The organism is Bradyrhizobium sp. KBS0727, assembly GCF_005937885.2.
Lineage (GTDB): Bacteria > Pseudomonadota > Alphaproteobacteria > Rhizobiales > Xanthobacteraceae > Bradyrhizobium.
On the sequence record NZ_CP042176.1, the window covers coordinates 6,474,569 to 6,492,920 of the forward strand.

20 protein-coding genes are annotated in these 18,352 nt (G+C 63.1%); 5 read left to right on the top strand and 15 right to left on the bottom strand.

Annotated elements, in window-relative coordinates:
- Nucleotides 1-141: 141 nt before the first annotated feature.
- Together FFI89_RS30320 and FFI89_RS30325 are read left to right on the top strand one after the other, a co-directional pair.
- Nucleotides 142-327 carry a NepR family anti-sigma factor gene (locus FFI89_RS30320; RefSeq protein ID WP_168213199.1) on the top strand — a complete coding sequence of 62 codons (186 nt, stop codon included), beginning with the start codon at nt 142-144 and terminating at the stop codon, nt 325-327.
- Nucleotides 327-875 (top strand): sigma-70 family RNA polymerase sigma factor, encoded by a 549-nt coding sequence (locus FFI89_RS30325; protein ID WP_138831158.1) that lies wholly within the window; start codon nt 327-329, stop codon nt 873-875. Before FFI89_RS30320 ends, FFI89_RS30325 begins: the two co-directional genes overlap by 1 nt.
- Nucleotides 876-1,066: 191 nt before the next feature.
- Here the strand turns inward: FFI89_RS30325 and FFI89_RS30330 are convergent, their stop codons facing one another.
- From FFI89_RS30330 to urtA, 15 genes are all read right to left on the bottom strand, one after another.
- A complete protein-coding gene (locus tag FFI89_RS30330) occupies nt 1,067-2,722 on the bottom strand; it encodes an HWE histidine kinase domain-containing protein (RefSeq protein ID WP_138831159.1) in 1,656 nt (551 codons plus the stop codon).
- Nucleotides 2,723-3,069: 347 nt separating this feature from the next.
- A complete protein-coding gene (gene ureG / locus FFI89_RS30335; RefSeq protein WP_138831160.1) occupies nt 3,070-3,708 on the bottom strand; it encodes an urease accessory protein UreG in 639 nt (212 codons plus the stop codon).
- A gap of 199 nt (nt 3,709-3,907) precedes the next feature.
- Nucleotides 3,908-4,645, bottom strand: coding sequence for an urease accessory protein UreF (locus tag FFI89_RS30340; protein WP_210249171.1), 738 nt, complete (start codon nt 4,643-4,645; stop codon nt 3,908-3,910).
- The gene (locus FFI89_RS30345; RefSeq protein ID WP_138831161.1) at nt 4,626-5,306 is read right to left on the bottom strand and encodes an urease accessory protein UreE; all 681 of its coding nucleotides are present in this window, start codon (nt 5,304-5,306) and stop codon (nt 4,626-4,628) included. The genes FFI89_RS30340 and FFI89_RS30345 overlap by 20 nt, the downstream gene beginning before the upstream one ends.
- 154 nt (nt 5,307-5,460) lie before the next feature.
- Entirely contained in the window at nt 5,461-5,760 is a 300-nt protein-coding gene (locus tag FFI89_RS30350) for a putative quinol monooxygenase (RefSeq protein ID WP_027538299.1), read from the bottom strand.
- Between the two features lie 26 nt (nt 5,761-5,786).
- Nucleotides 5,787-6,086 (bottom strand): putative quinol monooxygenase, encoded by a 300-nt coding sequence (locus FFI89_RS30355; RefSeq protein ID WP_138831162.1) that lies wholly within the window; start codon nt 6,084-6,086, stop codon nt 5,787-5,789.
- A gap of 106 nt (nt 6,087-6,192) precedes the next feature.
- Nucleotides 6,193-7,908, bottom strand: coding sequence for an urease subunit alpha (gene ureC, locus FFI89_RS30360; protein WP_138831163.1), 1,716 nt, complete (start codon nt 7,906-7,908; stop codon nt 6,193-6,195).
- Between the two features lie 47 nt (nt 7,909-7,955).
- Entirely contained in the window at nt 7,956-8,261 is a 306-nt protein-coding gene (locus FFI89_RS30365; RefSeq protein WP_138831164.1) for an urease subunit beta, read from the bottom strand.
- Nucleotides 8,262-8,372: 111 nt separating this feature from the next.
- Nucleotides 8,373-8,675 carry an urease subunit gamma gene (locus tag FFI89_RS30370; protein ID WP_138831165.1) on the bottom strand — a complete coding sequence of 101 codons (303 nt, stop codon included), beginning with the start codon at nt 8,673-8,675 and terminating at the stop codon, nt 8,373-8,375.
- A gap of 27 nt (nt 8,676-8,702) precedes the next feature.
- On the bottom strand, nt 8,703-9,539 hold the full coding sequence (locus FFI89_RS30375) for an urease accessory protein UreD (RefSeq protein WP_138831166.1): 837 nt from the start codon (nt 9,537-9,539) through the stop codon (nt 8,703-8,705).
- Nucleotides 9,540-9,635: 96 nt separating this feature from the next.
- On the bottom strand, nt 9,636-10,331 hold the full coding sequence (gene urtE / locus FFI89_RS30380) for an urea ABC transporter ATP-binding subunit UrtE (protein WP_138831167.1): 696 nt from the start codon (nt 10,329-10,331) through the stop codon (nt 9,636-9,638).
- 3 nt (nt 10,332-10,334) lie between these two features.
- Nucleotides 10,335-11,099: an urea ABC transporter ATP-binding protein UrtD gene (urtD, locus tag FFI89_RS30385; protein WP_138831168.1), complete on the bottom strand. Its 765-nt coding sequence runs from the start codon at nt 11,097-11,099 to the stop codon at nt 10,335-10,337.
- Nucleotides 11,100-11,103: 4 nt separating this feature from the next.
- Nucleotides 11,104-12,273: an urea ABC transporter permease subunit UrtC gene (gene urtC / locus FFI89_RS30390; protein ID WP_138831169.1), complete on the bottom strand. Its 1,170-nt coding sequence runs from the start codon at nt 12,271-12,273 to the stop codon at nt 11,104-11,106.
- Nucleotides 12,270-13,898 carry an urea ABC transporter permease subunit UrtB gene (urtB, locus tag FFI89_RS30395; protein WP_210249043.1) on the bottom strand — a complete coding sequence of 543 codons (1,629 nt, stop codon included), beginning with the start codon at nt 13,896-13,898 and terminating at the stop codon, nt 12,270-12,272. Before urtB ends, urtC begins: the two co-directional genes overlap by 4 nt.
- A 123-nt stretch (nt 13,899-14,021) precedes the next feature.
- On the bottom strand, nt 14,022-15,341 hold the full coding sequence (gene urtA, locus FFI89_RS30400) for an urea ABC transporter substrate-binding protein (protein ID WP_138846650.1): 1,320 nt from the start codon (nt 15,339-15,341) through the stop codon (nt 14,022-14,024).
- Between the two features lie 573 nt (nt 15,342-15,914).
- Here urtA and FFI89_RS30405 point away from each other — a divergent pair.
- The 3 genes from FFI89_RS30405 to FFI89_RS30415 all read left to right on the top strand — a co-directional run bounded on the left by FFI89_RS30405 (nt 15,915) and on the right by FFI89_RS30415 (nt 18,225).
- Complete coding sequence (locus tag FFI89_RS30405; RefSeq protein WP_138831171.1) at nt 15,915-17,432, top strand: DEAD/DEAH box helicase; 1,518 nt, start codon at nt 15,915-15,917, stop codon at nt 17,430-17,432.
- A gap of 24 nt (nt 17,433-17,456) precedes the next feature.
- On the top strand, nt 17,457-17,741 hold the full coding sequence (gene infA, locus FFI89_RS30410; RefSeq protein ID WP_074819689.1) for a translation initiation factor IF-1: 285 nt from the start codon (nt 17,457-17,459) through the stop codon (nt 17,739-17,741).
- A 271-nt stretch (nt 17,742-18,012) separates the two neighbouring features.
- Nucleotides 18,013-18,225, top strand: coding sequence for a cold-shock protein (locus tag FFI89_RS30415; protein ID WP_002714433.1), 213 nt, complete (start codon nt 18,013-18,015; stop codon nt 18,223-18,225).
- Nucleotides 18,226-18,352 lie beyond the last annotated feature (127 nt).

Below are 18,352 nucleotides of genomic sequence, written 5' to 3' on the forward strand. Positions count from 1 at the left end.
CCGCCATTCGGAACTTTCCTGGAACGATCGCATTACCTTTAACCAGCAACGCGGCGGCCAGTACCCAATCAATAAGGCCCGTTTCGAGGAAAAAATCTTGAAAAACAGGAACTTACCTCTCGGGGGAGCGTGGATCAGATCATGAAAGAAGTAAAGAAGCAGGGCGGGCTCAATGCCGAGATTCAGTCCAGGATCGGGCACCAGCTAAGGGCCATGTACGACGACGTGGTGCGGCAAGGCGTGCCAGACCGCTTTGCCGAACTCATCCGAAAGCTCGATGGGCCCGAAGCCGCCGCTGAAATCGCAAAAAAAGACGGAGGTGAATAATGCCTCTCACAGACTCACTTCGCGACGACATTTTGGCGTCGGTCCCCAGCCTGCGCGCGTTCGCGATCTCGCTCTCCGGTAATGGCGACCGCGCCGACGACCTGGTGCAGGAAACCTTGCTGCGCGCCATCGCCAATATCGACTCGTTTCAGCCCGGCTCCAACCTGCCAGCATGGCTGTTTACCATCCTGCGCAACCTGTTCCGCTCCGACTATCGCAAGCGGCGGCGCGAGGTGGAGGACGCCGAGGGCAATTACGCCAAAACCCTGAAGACCCAGCCGGCGCAAAACGCCCATCTGGAATTCGAGGAGTTTCGCGTCGCGCTCGAAAAGCTGCCACAAGACCAGCGCGAGGCGCTGATCCTAGTCGGCGCCTCCGGCTTCTCCTATGAAGACGCCGCGGCGATCTGCGGCTGCGCGGTCGGCACCATCAAGAGCCGCGTCAACCGCGCGCGCTCGAAGCTGTCCGCTTTGCTCTATGTCGACGGCGCCGAGGATTTCGGCCCAGACAACACCGTGCGCGCCGTGATCGGCGGCAACAGCAGCTGATGACAGCATCGAAGTGACACGAAAGGCGGCCCGGTCGGGCCGCCTTTTTTGTTTTGCGATTTTTGAACGTCATTGCGCTCAATCGTCCGGTCATAGCTGTTGTCGCGCATCGAATCCTCCTCCTCTCAGGGGGGTGATTCAATCAGCGAATTATTGAACATGCACCGCAATGACGACGGGGTGTGATTCCGCTACCTCACCGGCCTTACCGGCGCGGAGATCTGGTCGGTGCGGTCGCGTTCGCTCATATCGACGACGGTCACCATCGGCGCGGTGAGTTCGTAGACGTAGCTGACATCGGTGAAGTAGCGTTTGGCGGTGCCGCCGAGCGCTTCCGGCGCCACACGATCCAGCAGGATCAGGCCGAAATCGCTGTCTTCCCGCCGCGTCGCGGCGCTGGTGTTGAACTCTTCCCAGCGGAAATGAAAAATCGTATCCGGCTCCTCACCGGTGACTTCCCAGTTCACCACGATATGCGGGTGCTTGCCGACCAGCGACAGGCCCTCGTCGGAATGCGACGCCAGTTCGAAGAACAACAACGAGAGCGATTGCGCGGCGCGCGCGCTGACGGCGATGTCCGGGCCCGTCACCACGATGCGGTCGGCGTGCGGGATCGCGCGCGACTCGAACAGGCCTTTCAGCTTGACGCCCTGCCACTGGCTTTCGCTGAGCAGCGTAACGACATTGGACATCGCGTGAATGCGTCCGATCAGGAGCTCGCGCGCGACATCGATGTCGGCGCCGTGGCGCAGCGTGCGCGTCACGATCGACTGGATCACGGCCAGGATGTTCTTGACCCGGTGGTTGAGCTCGTCGATCACAGCCGTCAGCCGGCGTTCGAAGCCGATCCGTACCTGGATCTCGCGGCTGAGCCGCAGATTGTTGTAGGCGACGTATCCGAACAGGCCGCAGATGATGCCGGTCAGCGCCAGGCCGATGGCGGCCACGATGACCGCCGTTTGCTGCGCGCGCTGTACGAGGTTGGTCTTGGCGTAATAAGCGAGCGACCAGTCGCGGCCACCGAACGTCACGGTGCGCACCATCGACGGCGCCGGGCCCTCCTTAGCCAGCGCACGCAACGTGACGACGCCGGCATCGTTGGCGACGAACTCGTCGTTGGCGTCGCGCGGATCCTTCAGCACCACGGAAAACAGCGAACGGTCGTCGTTGGCCAGCATCAACGGCGCCAGCTCGTAGGAAAAGGTGACGAAGCCCGCGAGCTCGCTCGAGCCTTCCTGCGACACCGGCGCCGCCAGCACGAGGCCGACCGGCCCGTTCTGCCGCAACAGCGGGATCGGGTCCGACGCCACAGGCTTGCCGGCCGCCACCGCCTGCGCCAGCATCGGGCCTACGACCGAGTGCCGGTCCAGCGCGCGGCCGGGAAGGCCGATGGTGTCCGGGCTGCGCGGCTCCAGGTCCATCAGCACATTGATGGGCTTGTCGATCGCCTTGATATCGAGCGGCCGGTCATCGAAATCGCGAATGATGGGGTTGGAGAAGCCGGCGCTCTTGAGTTCCGATTCGGCCTGGCTCAGCTCGCTCGGCTTGAGCCGCGCGATCCACGACGCCACCACGAAGTCGGTCTTGAAGGCATAGATCGATGCCCGCAGCGGCTGGAGCATGTTGGCCTTCACCGACGAAGCGCGGAAAAGGCCGGACGCAACCCGCGCAAGCAACTCGCGCTCGGTCAGGCGGTCCTGCACCAGGCTGGCGTGGACGTCGATCGCCCGCGCCAGCGCGATCCCCTCGATCTGCAGCTCCTGATCGTGGACGCGATAGGCCGCGAGACCGGAGAGCAAAACCCCGATCAGCGCGATAAAGCCGATGATGAATCCCAGCCGGACCACTCGCTTACTCGGGAATGAAAAGTGGGCGAAAACGAAAAAGTGGGCGAAAACGAAAAAATAACTCTTCGGTCTGCCGTGGCAGCAACACGCGGCGGCACAAGCCGGCCGCGGCGGAATATGAAGGAGCGATCATCGGCACGCAACAAACAGAGGGTGGCAGCGGGTATCAACACCGGCCGCCGTTAACGCTGGTTTGGCGGGGCCAGAGGTTGCTAATCGCGACAGGCCGATTTGGTTCCTGCGAATTTGAGATATCTTTCAAAAAGGGCGGCGGCGCACGCGCAAATGGTTAACGCGCGTCGCTGGACCGTGAGTCCCGGCCCGGCCTCGGCCCGCCTTAACCCACATTAACCCACCTTGGCCTTCGTGGCCGGGCGGAGCCCGCCTTTGGTCTCGATGAAGCTGATGATGCGATCGAGCCCCTCGCTCTTCTTCAGATTGGTCATCACGAACGGCCGCTCGCCGCGCATCCGTTTCGCATCGGTGTCCATCTTCTCCAGCGACGCACCGACATGCGGCGCGAGATCGATCTTGTTGATCACCAAGAGGTCGGAACGGGTAATGCCGGGACCGCCCTTGGAGGGAATCTTGTCGCCGGCCGCGACGTCGATGACGTAGATCGTGAGGTCGGCAAGTTCGGGCGAAAAGGTCGCGGCCAGATTGTCGCCGCCGGACTCGATCAGCACCAGATCGAGGTTGGGGAATTTCGCGCGCATGTCGGCGACCGCCGCCAGATTCATCGAAGCGTCCTCGCGGATCGCGGTGTGCGGACAGCCGCCGGTCTCGACGCCGGCGATACGATCCGGCGTCAGCGAGCCCGATCGCACTAGAAACTCCGCATCCCATTTGGTGTAGATGTCGTTCGTGATCGCGGCGATGTCGTAGCGCTCGCGCATCGATTTGCAGAGCAGGTCCATCAGCGCGGTCTTGCCGGAGCCTACGGGACCGCCGATGCCGATCCGAAGCGGGCCATGAGAATTAGACATCTGGGGTGCTCTCCGAGTTATCGTCGTCCCTGCCTAGTGCGCAATTGCGCACGGGCGCAGGGACCCATACCGCGTGATCTATCTATGGGGCCACATGGCAGACGTCTTCCGTAGCGACTAGAGCCGGTGGTTACGGGTGCCCGCTCCGTGCGCAATTGCGCACCAGGCGGGGACGACGGGCTGAGAGTGCGTCGCCCCGTCATGACCGGAACAACCTCGTATACTGGGTCTCGTGGCGCAGGCTGGCGAGATCGGCGCGGAAGGTGGTGCTGGCGAGATCGTCGAGGCCGGATTCAAGCGCGCGCTTTGCGGTCGCCACCACCACCGGCTCAAGGGCGGCGAGTACGCGCTGGCTGTCGGTCTGGCCGAGCGGGATCAGCCGCGCACCGGCGGAAATCCAGTTCGACACCAGCGCATGCAGGAACGCGTGCATCGCCGGCGGCAACGGAATGGCATGCGCGGCACTGACCAGGCCGACCGCGACGGGATAGACGATCGGCCCGTCGCAAGCGGCAATCACGTCATCGAGCCCCTCGCAGCTCCAGGCCGACCGCGATATCTCGATGAAGGCGCGCCCCTGCGTCGTGGTCTCGAGTTGGCGCTCGCGCGAGGGGACGAAGGCGGCGGCGAGCTCAGCGGTCTCGCGCAACGCCGCGTCGTCGTGCAACGACACCGCCCGATGCGCCTGCGCCACGAACACGCCGTCGCAAAATCCGGAGCCTTCCGCCAGCATCGCCGCCAGCCAGTCGCGCAACGAGGCGGCATCGGTGATGTCGCCGGCCTCGACCGCCCATTCGATGCCGCTGGAATAGGAGAAGGCGCCGACCGGAAACGCCGGCGACAGCCAGGTCATCAGCCGGTACAGCGCCGCCGCTTCGCTTGCCGTCATCCCGCCGTGTTCGTCGGCGGGGGGCGGCTCACTTGTGGTCATGAGCATGGGAGTGATCGTGGTGGTGATGATCGTGGCCGCAATGCTCGTCATGATGATGGTCGTCACTGCTGTGACCGTGGTCACTGCTGTGACCGTGATCACTGTGGTGATCGTGGTCATCATGCTTGTGATGACCGTGATCGTGGTCATGACTGTGGTCATGCGAGGCATGATCGTGCGACGAATGGTCATGGCCGCCATGGCCGTGCGCGTGAGCGTCCTCGGCATGCGCATGGGCGGCGGCATAGGCGCCGCCTTCGGGATCGAATGGCGCCTCGATCTCGACGATGCGGGCGCCGAGCCTGGTCACCATCGCCTCGATGACGTGGTCGCGGCGGATGCGCAGGCCCTTCGGCATGATCTGGGTCGGCAGATGGCGGTTGCCGAGATGCCAGGCGACCCGCACCAGATGGAGCGGGTCGGCGCCACGGATTTCGACCAGCGGCTCGGGAGCGGCGACCACCTCGATCAGGCGGCCGTCCTCCAGCACCAGCGCGTCGCCGCCGCGCAGTGCGACGGCGTTTTCCAGGTCGAGCAGGAATTCCAGGCCGCGCGTACCTGTCATCGCCATTCGCCGGCGGTGCCGGTCGTCGAAATCGAGCACGACGGTATCGGCTGCGGCGTGTGTCCAGCGATGCTGGCCCATGACTTTGGTGGCGCGGATCATATAAGTCTACCTCGGCGACTTTCCGGTTCGGTGGCTTCATCCTTCGAGACGCGGCCAAGTGGCCGCTCCTCAGGATGAGGTTTGAGAACCTCATGGTGAGGAGCGCGGCAAAGCCGCGCGTCTCGAACCATGTGGCCACCTGACGGAGCGTGCATCAGAACTTCTCGACCTTGCCGTCGCTGATGATCTCGATCACCGTCGGCGCCGTCTTCATCTGCGACGAATACTCCCGCCACACTTTCATGTGGGGCGCCTTGCCATGCGCATTGAGGTCGTCGCGGCTCTCCCAGCGCTCCACCACCACATACAGATTGGGGTTGTTGACGCTGACATGGCCTTCATAGGAGATGCAGCCCTTCTCCTTGTGCGTCTCGGCGATACAGGCCTTGTGGCCCTTGATGAAGTCATCCTTGTTTTCCGGCTTCATCGGCGTGGTGGCGATGACGTAGATCATTGAAATTCTCCCTTATCGTTTCTTGATTAGCGGACGTCGACTTTTTCGGGCGTGATGACTTCGATCTTCGGCGGCGCGCTGAGACATTTCACGACGACGCGGCCGAAGGTCTTCATGTGCTCGGCCGCGCGGTGCGGCACCAGCGCTTCGGCATTTTCCCACTGCTCGACGAACACCATCTTGGAATGATCGGTGACGCTCTCATGCAGGTCGTAGGCGATATTGCCCGGCTCTTTGCGGGTTTCCTTGATGCAGGCGGTGGCCGCCGCGATGAATTCGGCGTGGGTTTCAGGTTTGATCATCAATGTGGCAACGACGTAAATCACGTAGGAATCCTCCCGGACTTTGTTCTGGCTTTGATCGCCCGGGCGGGACCTTAGCCCAGAAGCGCGATCGGACGCAAAACCGGGCTCCACTTTTGCTGATCGCGCTTTAATACATGAAATAGCGCTGCGCCATCGGCAGGACCTCGGCCGGCGCGCAGGTCAGGAGTTCGCCGTCGGCGCGCACCTCATAGGTCTCGGAATCGACCTCGATTTTGGGCGTGGCGCCGTTGTGGATCATGCTCTTTTTGGAGATGCCGCCGCGGGTATTTTTCACCGGATAGAGCTTCTTTTCGATGCCGAGTTTCCGCGCCAGCCCGCCGGTAATCGCCGCCTTCGAGGTGAACACCACCGAGGACGCCGTCAGCGCCTTGCCATAGGCGGCGAACATCGGCCGGTAATGCACCGGCTGCGGCGTCGGAATGGACGCGTTGGGATCGCCCATCGGCGCCGCCACGATCGAGCCACCCTTGATGATGCAGTCCGGCTTGACGCCGAAGAACGCCGGCGACCACAGCACGAGATCGGCGAGCTTGCCCTTCTCCACTGAGCCGATCAGTTTCGAAACGCCGTGCGCGATCGCCGGGTTGATGGTGTATTTCGCGATGTAGCGCTTGACGCGAAAATTGTCGTTGTCCTTGCCCTTGTCCTCGGGCAGCGAGCCGCGTTGTTTTTTCATCTTGTCGGCGGTCTGCCAAGTCCGGATGATGACCTCGCCGAGCCGGCCCATCGCCTGCGAATCCGACGACATCATCGAGAGCGCGCCGAGGTCGTGCAGGATGTCTTCCGCCGCGATGGTCTCCTTGCGGATGCGGCTTTCGGCGAACGCTAGATCTTCCGCAATCGAGGGATCGAGATGGTGGCAGACCATCAGCATGTCCAGATGCTCGTCGATGGTGTTGCGGGTGAACGGCCGGGTCGGGTTGGTCGAGGACGGCAGCACGTTCTTCAGCCCGGCGATCTTGATGATGTCAGGCGCATGGCCGCCGCCGGCGCCTTCGGTGTGGAAGGCATGGATGGTGCGGCCCTTGAACGCCTTCACCGTATCTTCGACAAATCCCGACTCGTTCAGCGTGTCGGAATGCAGCATCACCTGGACGTCGTAATCGTCGGCCACCGACAGGCAGTTGTCGATCGCGGCGGGCGTGGTGCCCCAATCCTCGTGCAGTTTCAGCGCGCAGGCGCCGGCCTTGATCATCTCGACCAGCGCCGCCGGCCGCGAGGCGTTGCCCTTGCCGGAGATACCGAGATTGACCGGGAAGGCGTCGAACGACTGGATCATCCGGCCCATGTGCCAGGGACCGGGCGTGCAGGTGGTGGCGAAGGTGCCGTGCGAGGGACCGGTGCCGCCGCCCAGCATCGAGGTGACGCCACTCATCAGCGAATGCTCGATCTGCTGCGGGCAAATGAAATGGATGTGGCTGTCGAAACCACCGGCAGTGAGGATCTTGCCTTCGCCCGCGATGACGTCGGTGCCGGGGCCGATCACGATGGTGACGCCGGGCTGGATATCGGGATTGCCGGCCTTGCCAATGGCCGAGATCATGCCTTCCTTGATCGCAACGTCGGCCTTGACGATGCCCCAGTGATCGACGATCAGCGCGTTGGTGATGACGGTGTCGGCCGCACCCTGCCGGTTGGTGACCTGCGACTGTCCCATGCCGTCGCGGATCACCTTGCCGCCGCCGAATTTCACCTCCTCGCCGTAGACGGTGAAATCCTTCTCGACCTCGATGATGAGATCGGTATCGGCCAGCCGCACCTTGTCGCCGGTGGTGGGCCCGAACATGTCGGCATAGACGGAACGTTTGATTTTCACGGACATATCAGGCTCCAGCCCTCATCATTGCCGAATGGTTCACAGCTTGTGGCTCAAAGCTTTCCCTGCACGTCGCCGCGGAAACCGTAGATCACGCGCTTGCCGGCGAGCGCGACCAGTTGCACGTCGCGGGTCTGGCCGGGCTCGAACCGCACGGCGGTGCCGGCGGCGATGTCGAGCCGCATGCCGCGGGCTTTCTTGCGGTCGAATTTCAGCGCCGGATTGGTTTCGAAGAAATGATAGTGCGAGCCGACCTGGATCGGGCGGTCGCCGGTGTTGGCCACCGTGAGCGTCACCGTCTTGCGGCCGGCATTGAGTTCGATCTCGCCGTCCTTGATGAAGAGTTCGCCGGGAACCATCTTTTTTCCTTCTCCGTCATTCCGGAGCACGCGAAGCGTGAATCCGAAAGTTCGAGATAATCACTTCTGGATTCCGGGTTCGGCCGTACCGGCCGCCCCGGAATGACCGCGTCACCTGATCGGCTCGTGCACGGTGACGAGCTTGGTACCGTCCGGGAACGTCGCTTCCACCTGGATGTCGTGGATCATTTCCGGAATGCCATCCATCACCTGCGCGCGGGTAATGACTTGCGCGCCGGCCTGCATCAGTTCGGCGACGGTGCGACCGTCGCGCGCGCCCTCGACGATGAAGTCGGAGATGATGGCGATCGCCTCGGGATGGTTGAGCTTGACGCCGCGCTCGAGCCTGCGGCGCGCCACCATGGCCGCCATCGAGATCAAGAGCTTGTCCTTTTCGCGGGGAGACAGGTTCATGCGAGCACTCTTAAGTGTTGCGAGAGTCTAACTGAGCCAAAGCCGGGGCAGCGGAACGCCGCTGGCGCGACCGAGCACGGCCATCATATCGGCGCGAAGCCGCGCCGCATCTTGGGCACAGAAACGCGCCATTGCAAATCCATTCCAGGCCGAGATTCCGACCTCGCCGCCGAACGGATCCGCGGCCTCGCGGATCCGCTCCACCACGGCCTCATCGCCCGGCACGATCAGCGCGGTACCGATGGCGACGCCGCCGTTGGCGACGGCCGGCCGCGCCAGCTTTTCGCCGATCTCGCCGTCGAGCCGGATGGTCTCGGCAAACACCAATTTGCCGCCACGGCGCAGGCGCCAGCGGTCGACGAATTCGCCATGCAGCACGCGCTCGCCCATCGCGGAGCGGCCGAACACCACGATTTCGCACAACAACAGCGAGGCGCTTTCCGCGAGATCAAGATCGATCCGCCGCGATATCCGCGCGCGGTCGAACAGAATGGTTTCCTGCGGCAGCCAGGCGAGATGCGCGCCGGCTTCGGCCTTCAGCGCGATGTTGAGCTCCGCGACAGGTCCGGACGCGCGGTAGACCTTCTCGGCCGCCGCCGTCGTCAGCGTCAGCCGCGCGCCCTCGCCCGCCGTGATCTCGATATCGAAGCGGTCGCCGCCGGCGATACCACCGGCCGTGTTGACGAACACGCCCGACAGCCCCTCCGCCTCGGGCGAGGGAAAGCGCACGCGCAACGAGCCCGATTCATGCAATATCCCGCGCCGGGTAACGCCGTCCTGCAGGTGCACGCCGAACTTCACCGCGCCCTGGGCCCGGTTGGCCGCGAATGTCGCCGCCGCCGCGTGCGTGGTCTCGGTCCGCATCCATCCCCCAAACAAACTAGAACCCGCTCCGGCGCTTTATATTTGACGCGTTTTCTTCACGCGAACCGGAAAACCACTTCGCTTGAAAACGCTATGTTACAGCGCCATCTGGCGGCTGATTTCGGCGGGATCGAGGTTCGAGCGATCGCAGGCATATTTCACCGCGCCCCGGTCCATGACCGCGAAATTGTCGCCGAGCTCGCAGGCAAAGTCGAGGTATTGTTCGACCAGCACGATCGCCATGTTGCCTAGGCTGCGCAGATAGGAGATGGCGCGGCCGATGTCCTTGATGATCGAGGGCTGGATGCCTTCGGTCGGCTCGTCGAGCAGCAGCAATTTCGGCCGCATCACCAGCGCGCGGCCGATCGCGAGCTGCTGTTGCTGGCCGCCGGACAGATCGCCGCCGCGCCGGCCCAACATCGAATCCAGCACCGGAAACAGCGAGAACACGTCGTCGGGAATATTGCGGTCCTCGCGCTTGAGCGGGCCGAAGCCGGTCTTGAGATTTTCCTCCACCGTCAGCAGCGGAAATATCTCGCGGCCCTGCGGCACGAAGCCGATGCCGGCCCGCGCGCGCTCGTAGGGCTTCATCGTCATGATGTCCTTGCCATCGAGCGTGATCGATCCACTGGCAACCGGATATTGGCCTACCATCGCGCGCAGCAGCGAGGTCTTGCCGACGCCGTTGCGACCGAGCACGCACACCACCTTGCCGGTCTCGGCCGCGATCGAGACCCCGCGCAACGCCTGCGCCGCGCCGTAATAGAGATTGATGTTGTCGACCTTCAGCATGGATCAGCGCCCCAAATACACTTCGACCACGCGTTCATTCGTGGAAACCTGGTCAATGGTTCCTTCGGCCAACACCGTGCCCTCATGCAGGCACGTCACCTTGACGCCGAGCTCGCGCACGAAGGTCATGTCGTGCTCGACCACCATGATGGTCTTTTCCTTGTTGATTTCCCTGAGCAGTTCGGCGGTCTGATGGGTCTCGACGTCGGTCATCCCGGCCACAGGTTCGTCGACCAGCAGGAGTTTTGGATCCTGCGCCAGCAGCATGCCAATCTCGAGCCACTGCTTCTGGCCGTGCGACAGGCTTCCGGCGAGGCGATCGCGCGAATCTTTCAGCCGAATGGTTTCCAGCACGCGCTCGATGCTCTCGGACTCAGGCTTGCTCTCGCGCCAGAACAGGGTGCCCTTGACGCTGTGGTTGACGTTGAGCGCGAGCAGCAGGTTGTCCTCGATGGTCTGGCTCTCGAACACCGTCGGCTTCTGGAACTTGCGGCCGATGCCGAGTTCGGCGATGCGGGTCTCGTCGAGCCGGGTCAGGTCGGTGATGCCGTCGAACAGCACCGTGCCCTCGTCCGGCTTGGTCTTGCCGGTGATGATGTCCATCATCGTGGTCTTGCCGGCGCCGTTCGGGCCGATGATGGCGCGCATCTCGCCGGGCTCGAGCGTCAGCGACAGGTTGTTGATGGCGTGAAAGCCGTCGAACGAGACATGTACGCCGTTGAGATAGAGCAGCGCGGAAGTCGTCCTTCCACCCTCCATGATACTCATTCGCTCACCCCACCGGTTTAGGTTCGCTGACGGCGTCTTCGCGCGCAGCACTCTCGGCATTCGCCGACATACGCTTGGCCTTGTACGGTTCCCACCAGGCGTTGAAGGTGCCGATGATCCCCTTCGGCAGCAGCAGCGTCACCAGGATGAACAGCGCGCCCAGCATGAACAGCCAGTACGGCGCCAGCGGGCCTGACGTGAAGACGGTTTTCGCATAGTTGACGACGACGGCGCCGAGTGCCGCCCCGATCAGCGTGCCGCGGCCGCCGACCGCGACCCAGATCACCGCCTCGATCGAATTGCCCGGCGCGAACTCGCCCGGATTGATGATGCCGACCTGCGGCACATAGAGCGCGCCGGCAACGCCGGCCATGCAGGCCGACAGCGTAAATACGAACAGCTTGTAGGATTCGACGCGATAGCCGAGAAACCGCGTGCGCGATTCGGCATCGCGGATCGCGATCAGCACCTTGCCGAGCTTCGAAGTCACCACCGCGCGGCAGATCAGGAAGCTGATGATCAGCGCCAGGCAGCTCAGCACGAACAACGCCGCGCGGGTGCCTTCGGCCTGCACGTTGAAGCCGAGAATGTCCTTGAAGTCGGTCAAGCCGTTGTTGCCGCCGAAGCCGAAATCGTTGCGGAAGAACGCCAGCAGCAGCGCGTAGGTCATCGCCTGGGTGATGATCGAGAGATAGACGCCGGTGACGCGGGAGCGGAACGCCAGCCAGCCGAAGCAGAACGCCAGCAGTCCCGGCACCACAAGGACCATCAGCGCCGCGAACCAGAACATGTCGAAGCCGTGCCAATACCAGGGCAGCTTCGGATAGTTCAGGAACACCATGAAGTCGGGCAGGATCGGGTTGCCGTAGACGCCGCGGCTACCGATCTGGCGCATCAGGTACATGCCCATCGCATAGCCGCCGAGTGCGAAGAAGGCGCCATGGCCGAGCGAGAGGATGCCGCAATAACCCCAGATCAGGTCGATCGAGAGCGCCAGGATGGCGTAGCAGACATACTTGCCGAACAGCGCGACCAGATAGGTCGGCACCTGGAAAAACGAGCCCGCTGGCAGCAGCAGGTTGGACAGCGGGATCAGCACGCCGAGGCCGGCGACCACCAGCAGGAAGACCGTGGCGCTGCGATCCAGCGAGCGCGTCAGGACATGCGGCATCATGCTTCCACCGCCCGGCCCTTGAGCGCGAACAGCCCGCGCGGTCGCTTCTGGATGAACAGGATGATCAGCACCAGGATCGCGATCTTGCCGAGCACGGCGCCCGCGACCGGCTCCAGGAACTTGTTGGCGATGCCGAGCGTGAAGGCGCCGACCAGCGTGCCCCAGAGATTACCGACGCCGCCAAACACCACCACCATGAAGCTGTCGATGATGTAGCTCTGACCGAGATTGGGACTGACATTGTCGATCTGCGATAGCGCCACGCCGGCGATCCCGGCAATGCCCGAGCCCAGGCCGAAGGTCAGCGCATCGACGCGCGAGGTGGCGATGCCCATCGACGCGGCCATGCGGCGGTTCTGGGTGACGGCGCGCATCTCGAGACCCAAGGCCGTGTAGCGCAGCATCGCCAGCAGGATGCCGAATACGGCCAGCGTAAAGCAGAGGATCCAGAGCCGGTTGTAGGTGATGGTGATCTGGCCGAGTTCGAATGCGCCGCTCATCCAGGAGGGGTTGCCGACTTCGCGGTTGGTCGGGCCGAACACGGTGCGCACCGCCTGCTGCAGCACCAGCGACAGGCCCCAGGTCGCCAGCAGCGTCTCCAGCGGCCGGCCGTAGAGGAAGCGGATGATGCTGCGTTCGATCACGACGCCGAGCGCGCCGGCGACGATGAAGGCCAGCGGCACCGCGATCAGCAGCGAATAGTCGAACAGGCCGGGATAGCGGGTGCGGATGACTTCCTGCACCACGAAGGTGGTGTAGGCGCCGATCATCACCATCTCGCCATGCGCCATGTTGATGACGCCCATCACGCCGAAAGTGATGGCGAGGCCGATCGCGGCGAGCAGCAGCACCGATCCCAGCGACAGGCCGTACCAGGCGTTCTGCACCATCGACCACATCGCAAGATTGCTCTGGATCGCGGAGATCGCATTGGCCGCCGCGCGCACGACATTGGGCGTCGCGTCGCTGCCCAATCCGGTCAACAGCGCCATCGCTTCCTGGTCGCCACGGGCCTTGATGGTGGCGACGGCCTCGAGCTTTTCGGTCTCGGTCGCATCCGGCTTGTAGAGCAGGATGGCGGCGCGGGCCTCGGTAAACGCCGCCTTCGCCGCCTTGTTGGTTTCCTTTGCCAGCGCGCCGTCGATCACCGGCAGCATGGCCTCGTCGTGGGTCTTGAACACCGACTGCGCGGCCGCGATCCGCTTGACGGGATCGGGTGACAGCAGGGTCAGGCCGCCAAGGGCGGCTTCCACGGTGCGGCGCAGGCGATTGTTGAGGCGAACGGCGGCCGCATTGTCCGGCAGCTGGTCGACGGCAGCTCCGGTAGCGGCATCGATGACCTTGCCGTCGGTCCCGGTCACGAAAACCTTTTTGGTATCGGGATCGGCCGCAAGCCGGCCGTCCTGCAATGCGCTGATGATGGTAAAGGCCAGCGGATTGCCCGAGGTGGCGACCACGCCGATGGCGTCGTCGGTATCGGAAAAATCGTCATTGGCGAATTTGGCGACCGCGTCCTCGAACGGGCCGGCCAAAGCCGGGACAACAAAGGCCGGCACGGCAAAAGCGGCGACCAGAACCAGCGACAGGCAAAGCGCGCGAAATCGATCGAGGAAATTGGCAAGCACTGTAACACCCCGGCGGGAGCAGTTTGGGGAGAAGGCGGCAGCATGCCGCCTTCTCCGGTCTTTTAGTCTCTTGAAGTTCTTCTTGCTCTTGGAAGTCTTCTTGCGTCAGCTCAGGGGATCAGATCAGGAACCCTGACCGCCGCACTTGTTGGTCTTGGTGTTGTAGTTGCCGCACTTCTTGCCAACCCAGTCGCCGATCAGGTCCTTGGAGCCGTCGAGCTCCTTCGACCATGCATCGCCGGCCACCAGGCCCGGGGTCTTCCACACCACGTCGAACTGGCCGTTGCCCTTGATCTCGCCAATGAACACCGGCTTGGTGATGTGATGGTTCGGCAGCATCTTCGAGGTGCCGCCGGTCAGGTTCTTGGCTTCGATGCCGGGCAGCGCGTCGATCACCTTGTCGGCGTCGGTCGACTTCACCTTCTCGACCGCCTTGACCCACATGTCGAAACCGATCACGTGCGCTTCCATCGGATCGTTGGTCACGCGCTTCGGGTTCTTGGTGTAGGTCTGCCACGCCTTGATGAACTTCTCGTTCTCGGGCGTCTTGATCGACTCGAAGTAGTTCCAGGCGGCGAGATGGCCGAGCAGCGGCTTGGTGTCGATGCCGGCGAGTTCTTCTTCGCCGACCGAGAACGCGACAACCGGAATGTCGGTCGCCTTGATGCCCTGGTTGCCGAGCTCCTTGTAGAAGGGAACGTTGGCGTCGCCGTTGATGGTGGAGACCACGGCGGTCTTCTTGCCGGCCGAGCCGAACTTCTTGATGTCGGCCACGATCGTCTGCCAGTCACTGTGGCCGAACGGCGTGTAGTTGATCATGATGTCTTCCTGCTTGACGCCCTTCGACTTCAAGTAGGCTTCGAGAATCTTGTTGGTGGTGCGCGGATAGACGTAGTCGGTGCCGGCCAGCACCCAGCGCTTCACCTTTTCGTCCTTCATCAGGTAGTCGACCGCGGGGATCGCCTGCTGGTTCGGCGCCGCACCGGTGTAGAACACGTTGCGCTCGCTCTCTTCACCCTCGTACTGCACGGGGTAGAACAGGATGCTGTTCAGCTCCTTGAACACCGGGAGCACGGACTTGCGCGACACCGAGGTCCAGCAGCCGAACACGACGGCGACCTTGTCCTTGGTAATCAGCTCGCGGGCCTTTTCGGCAAACAGCGGCCAGTTCGAAGCGGGATCGACCACGACAGCCTCGAGCTTTTTGCCGAGTACGCCGCCCTTTTTGTTCTGCTCGTCGATCAGGAAGAGGATGGTGTCCTTCAGCGTGGTTTCGCTGATGGCCATGGTGCCGGAGAGCGAGTGCAGGACGCCGACCTTGATGGTGTCGTCGGCGGCTTTCGCGTTGCTGAATGCGGCCAGACCCAAAACCAGGCCGGCGGTCGCCGCGAGCCAGCGGCGACGGCTCATGGTCGCTATATCGTGCGTAAGTTGTGTAAGCATGAAATGTCATCTCCCTGACGCAGGCGTGAAACGCTGCGAAACGGCCCCAACGGCCGCCTGCGTTAATGGAATCGCAAGAACCATGCCACGGAGGTAAAACCAGTTAAGCCAGTGATTTATCTTCAAAAATCGGCCTCGGACGCAAAATCGACGAAAACGCCTGCCTAATATTTGGTCCAAAAAAATGTATGCTTTGGCGGCAAACTATCTATTTTTTGTGCAGTAGATTCGATTTGATTAAAAATCCGGCACGGTATTTTCGCATCCGAAGCACGGCGACAACGGCCTCGGGGGAATGGAACCCGTGAATTTCCGGCCATTTCTTAACTGCGTCGGTCGATCTGGCAGGTTTTACCTTGAAAGCGCCGCGTTCGTGTTCCATATGAGGTACGTGACCTAGAGAATCATCAGGTCCTTGCGAGCCGCGTGTTCTGATCCCGTCCGACGGTTTCTGGCTTGCCCCTTCAGCGACCAAAACCGACGCCCCAAACACGCGGGTGTCTCAGACACCCCTCGCGCTCCTGGCCGAAAAACCGCCGGGCGCTGCTTTTTTAATGGAAAGAACCCCCGCTTTTGACCTCCTTTCAGGAATTCGGCCTCGCCGATCCCATTTCGCGTGCGCTCAAGGAAGAAAATTACGAGACGCCCACCCCCATCCAGGCCCAGACCATCCCGATCGCACTTACCGGCCGTGACGTCGTCGGCATCGCGCAGACCGGCACCGGCAAGACCGCAGCCTTCGCGCTGCCGATCCTGCACCGCCTCTTGGAAAACCGCATCAAGCCGCAGCCCAAGACCTGCCGCGTGCTGGTGCTGAGCCCGACCCGCGAATTGTCGAGCCAGATCCTCGACAGCTTCAACGCCTATGGCCGCCACATCCGCCTGACCTCGGCGCTGGCGATCGGCGGCGTGCCGATGGGCCGCCAGGTCCGCTCCCTGATGCAGGGCGTCGACGTCCTGGTCGCCACCCCCGGCCGCCTGCTCGACCTCGTGCAGAGCAACGGCCTGAAGCTCGGTTCTGTCGAGTTTCTGGTGCTCGACGAAGCCGACCGCATGCTCGACATGGGCTTCATCAACGACATCCGCAAAATCGTCGGCAAGCTGCCGATCAAGCGGCAGACGCTGTTCTTCTCGGCCACCATGCCCAAGGACATCGCCGAGCTCGCCGAGGCAATGCTGCGCGATCCCGCCCGCGTGGCGGTGACGCCGGTGGCCTCCACCGTCGAGCGCATCACCCAGCGCATCATCCAGGTGGATTTCGCCGCCAAGGCAGGCTTGCTGGCCCAGCTCCTGAAGCAGGAGCCGGTCGACCGCGCGCTGATCTTCACCCGCACCAAGCACGGCGCCGATAAGGTGGTGAAGGGCCTCGCCAAGGTCGGCATCCGGGCCGACGCCATCCACGGCAACAAGTCACAGAACAACCGCGAGCGGGCGCTGGCGGCGTTCCGTAGCGGCGAGATCCGCACCCTGGTCGCCACCGACATCGCCGCCCGCGGCATCGACGTCGACGGCATCAGCCATGTGGTGAATTTCGACCTGCCCAACGTGCCGGAAACCTACGTCCACCGCATCGGCCGCACCGCGCGCGCCGGCGCCGAGGGCGTGGCGATCTCGCTGATCGCCGGTGCCGAGGAAATGGGCTATCTGCGCGACATCGAGCGGCTGATCAAGATCACCCTGCCGCGGGAAGACCGCCGCACGCCGGGCACCCGCGATGCCGCACCGGCGCCCTCGCAACGTCCCGCTCAACACCGGGGCGGAGGACGGTCCGCACCGCGCGCCCACGGCGCCAGGACCCAGGACTCCCGGGGACACGACTCCCGAGGACACGAATCCCGGGGACATGAGTCGAGAGGCCATGAATCCAGGGGACATGACGCGGCGCCGGGCTCAAAAGGCGCTCGCCGTCCCCGCCGCGGCGGTGGTAGTAATGCCGCGCCGCAGCCGAACCGGCACGAGCAGCCGCGCCCGGCACAGCAGGGCGGCAAGAGCCAGGCCGGTCAAAGCGAAGGCATTCAAGGCGTCGCCTTCTTGCATCGCGAGAGCCGTCCGAATACCCAACCCAATCGTACCCACCGACCGCAGCGCTAAGCCTCGATCGATCTGGAGACAACCATGGCTAAAGAAGAGCTGATCCAGTTCGAAGGACTGGTCACCGAGATCCTTCCCGACGCGCGCTACCGCGTGCAGCTCGACGCCGGGCATGAGATCGTTGCCTACACCGCAGGCAAGATGAAGAAGAACCGGATCAAGACGCTGGCGGGCGATCGGGTCACGATCGAAATGTCGCCTTATGACCTGGAGAAGGGCCGCCTGATCTTCCGTCACAAGGACGAGCGTCCGAGCACCGGTGCCCCGCGCGGGGGACCGCCGCGCGGCGGCCAGTTCCGCCGCCGCTAAGCGCGCCTGCCACGGCCCTGTAAAATCGCGCCCGACACGCCCGTGTCGCGCGCGATCGCGGTCGGCTGCCGGCCGAATCAAAAAATCGTGCACGTCAGGATTGTTTTGGACCCTACTATCGAATAATATTGTCCATCGATTTTCGGCCGGACGACATTAGCTATCCACCGGTACAGCCGGTTTAGACGCTGACGACCCTTCCAAAAATTCGATCTCACCAGCCCATCGAGAGGTGGGCTACGACTTGTATATCTGAGAAGGGACTACCCCCGTGAGCATGGGAACCGTGAAGTGGTTTAACGCAACCAAGGGTTATGGCTTCATCCAGCCGGATGACGGCGGCAATGACGTGTTCGTGCACATCAGCGCTGTCGAGCGTGCCGGCCTTGGAACGCTGCGTGAAGGCCAGAAGATCTCCTACGAAATCGTGGCAGATCGTCGCTCTGGCAAATCTTCGGCCGACAATCTGCGCGCCGCCGGATAAGCGATCCGCCAGGGCGCGCTTTTCACGGTGGGCCCCAAGGATTGCCTCGAAACGATCAAAGGCCGCGCCCATGGCGCGGCCTTTCTTCGTTTCGCTTAAGATTGGAGGCCGCGCCCATGGCGCGGCC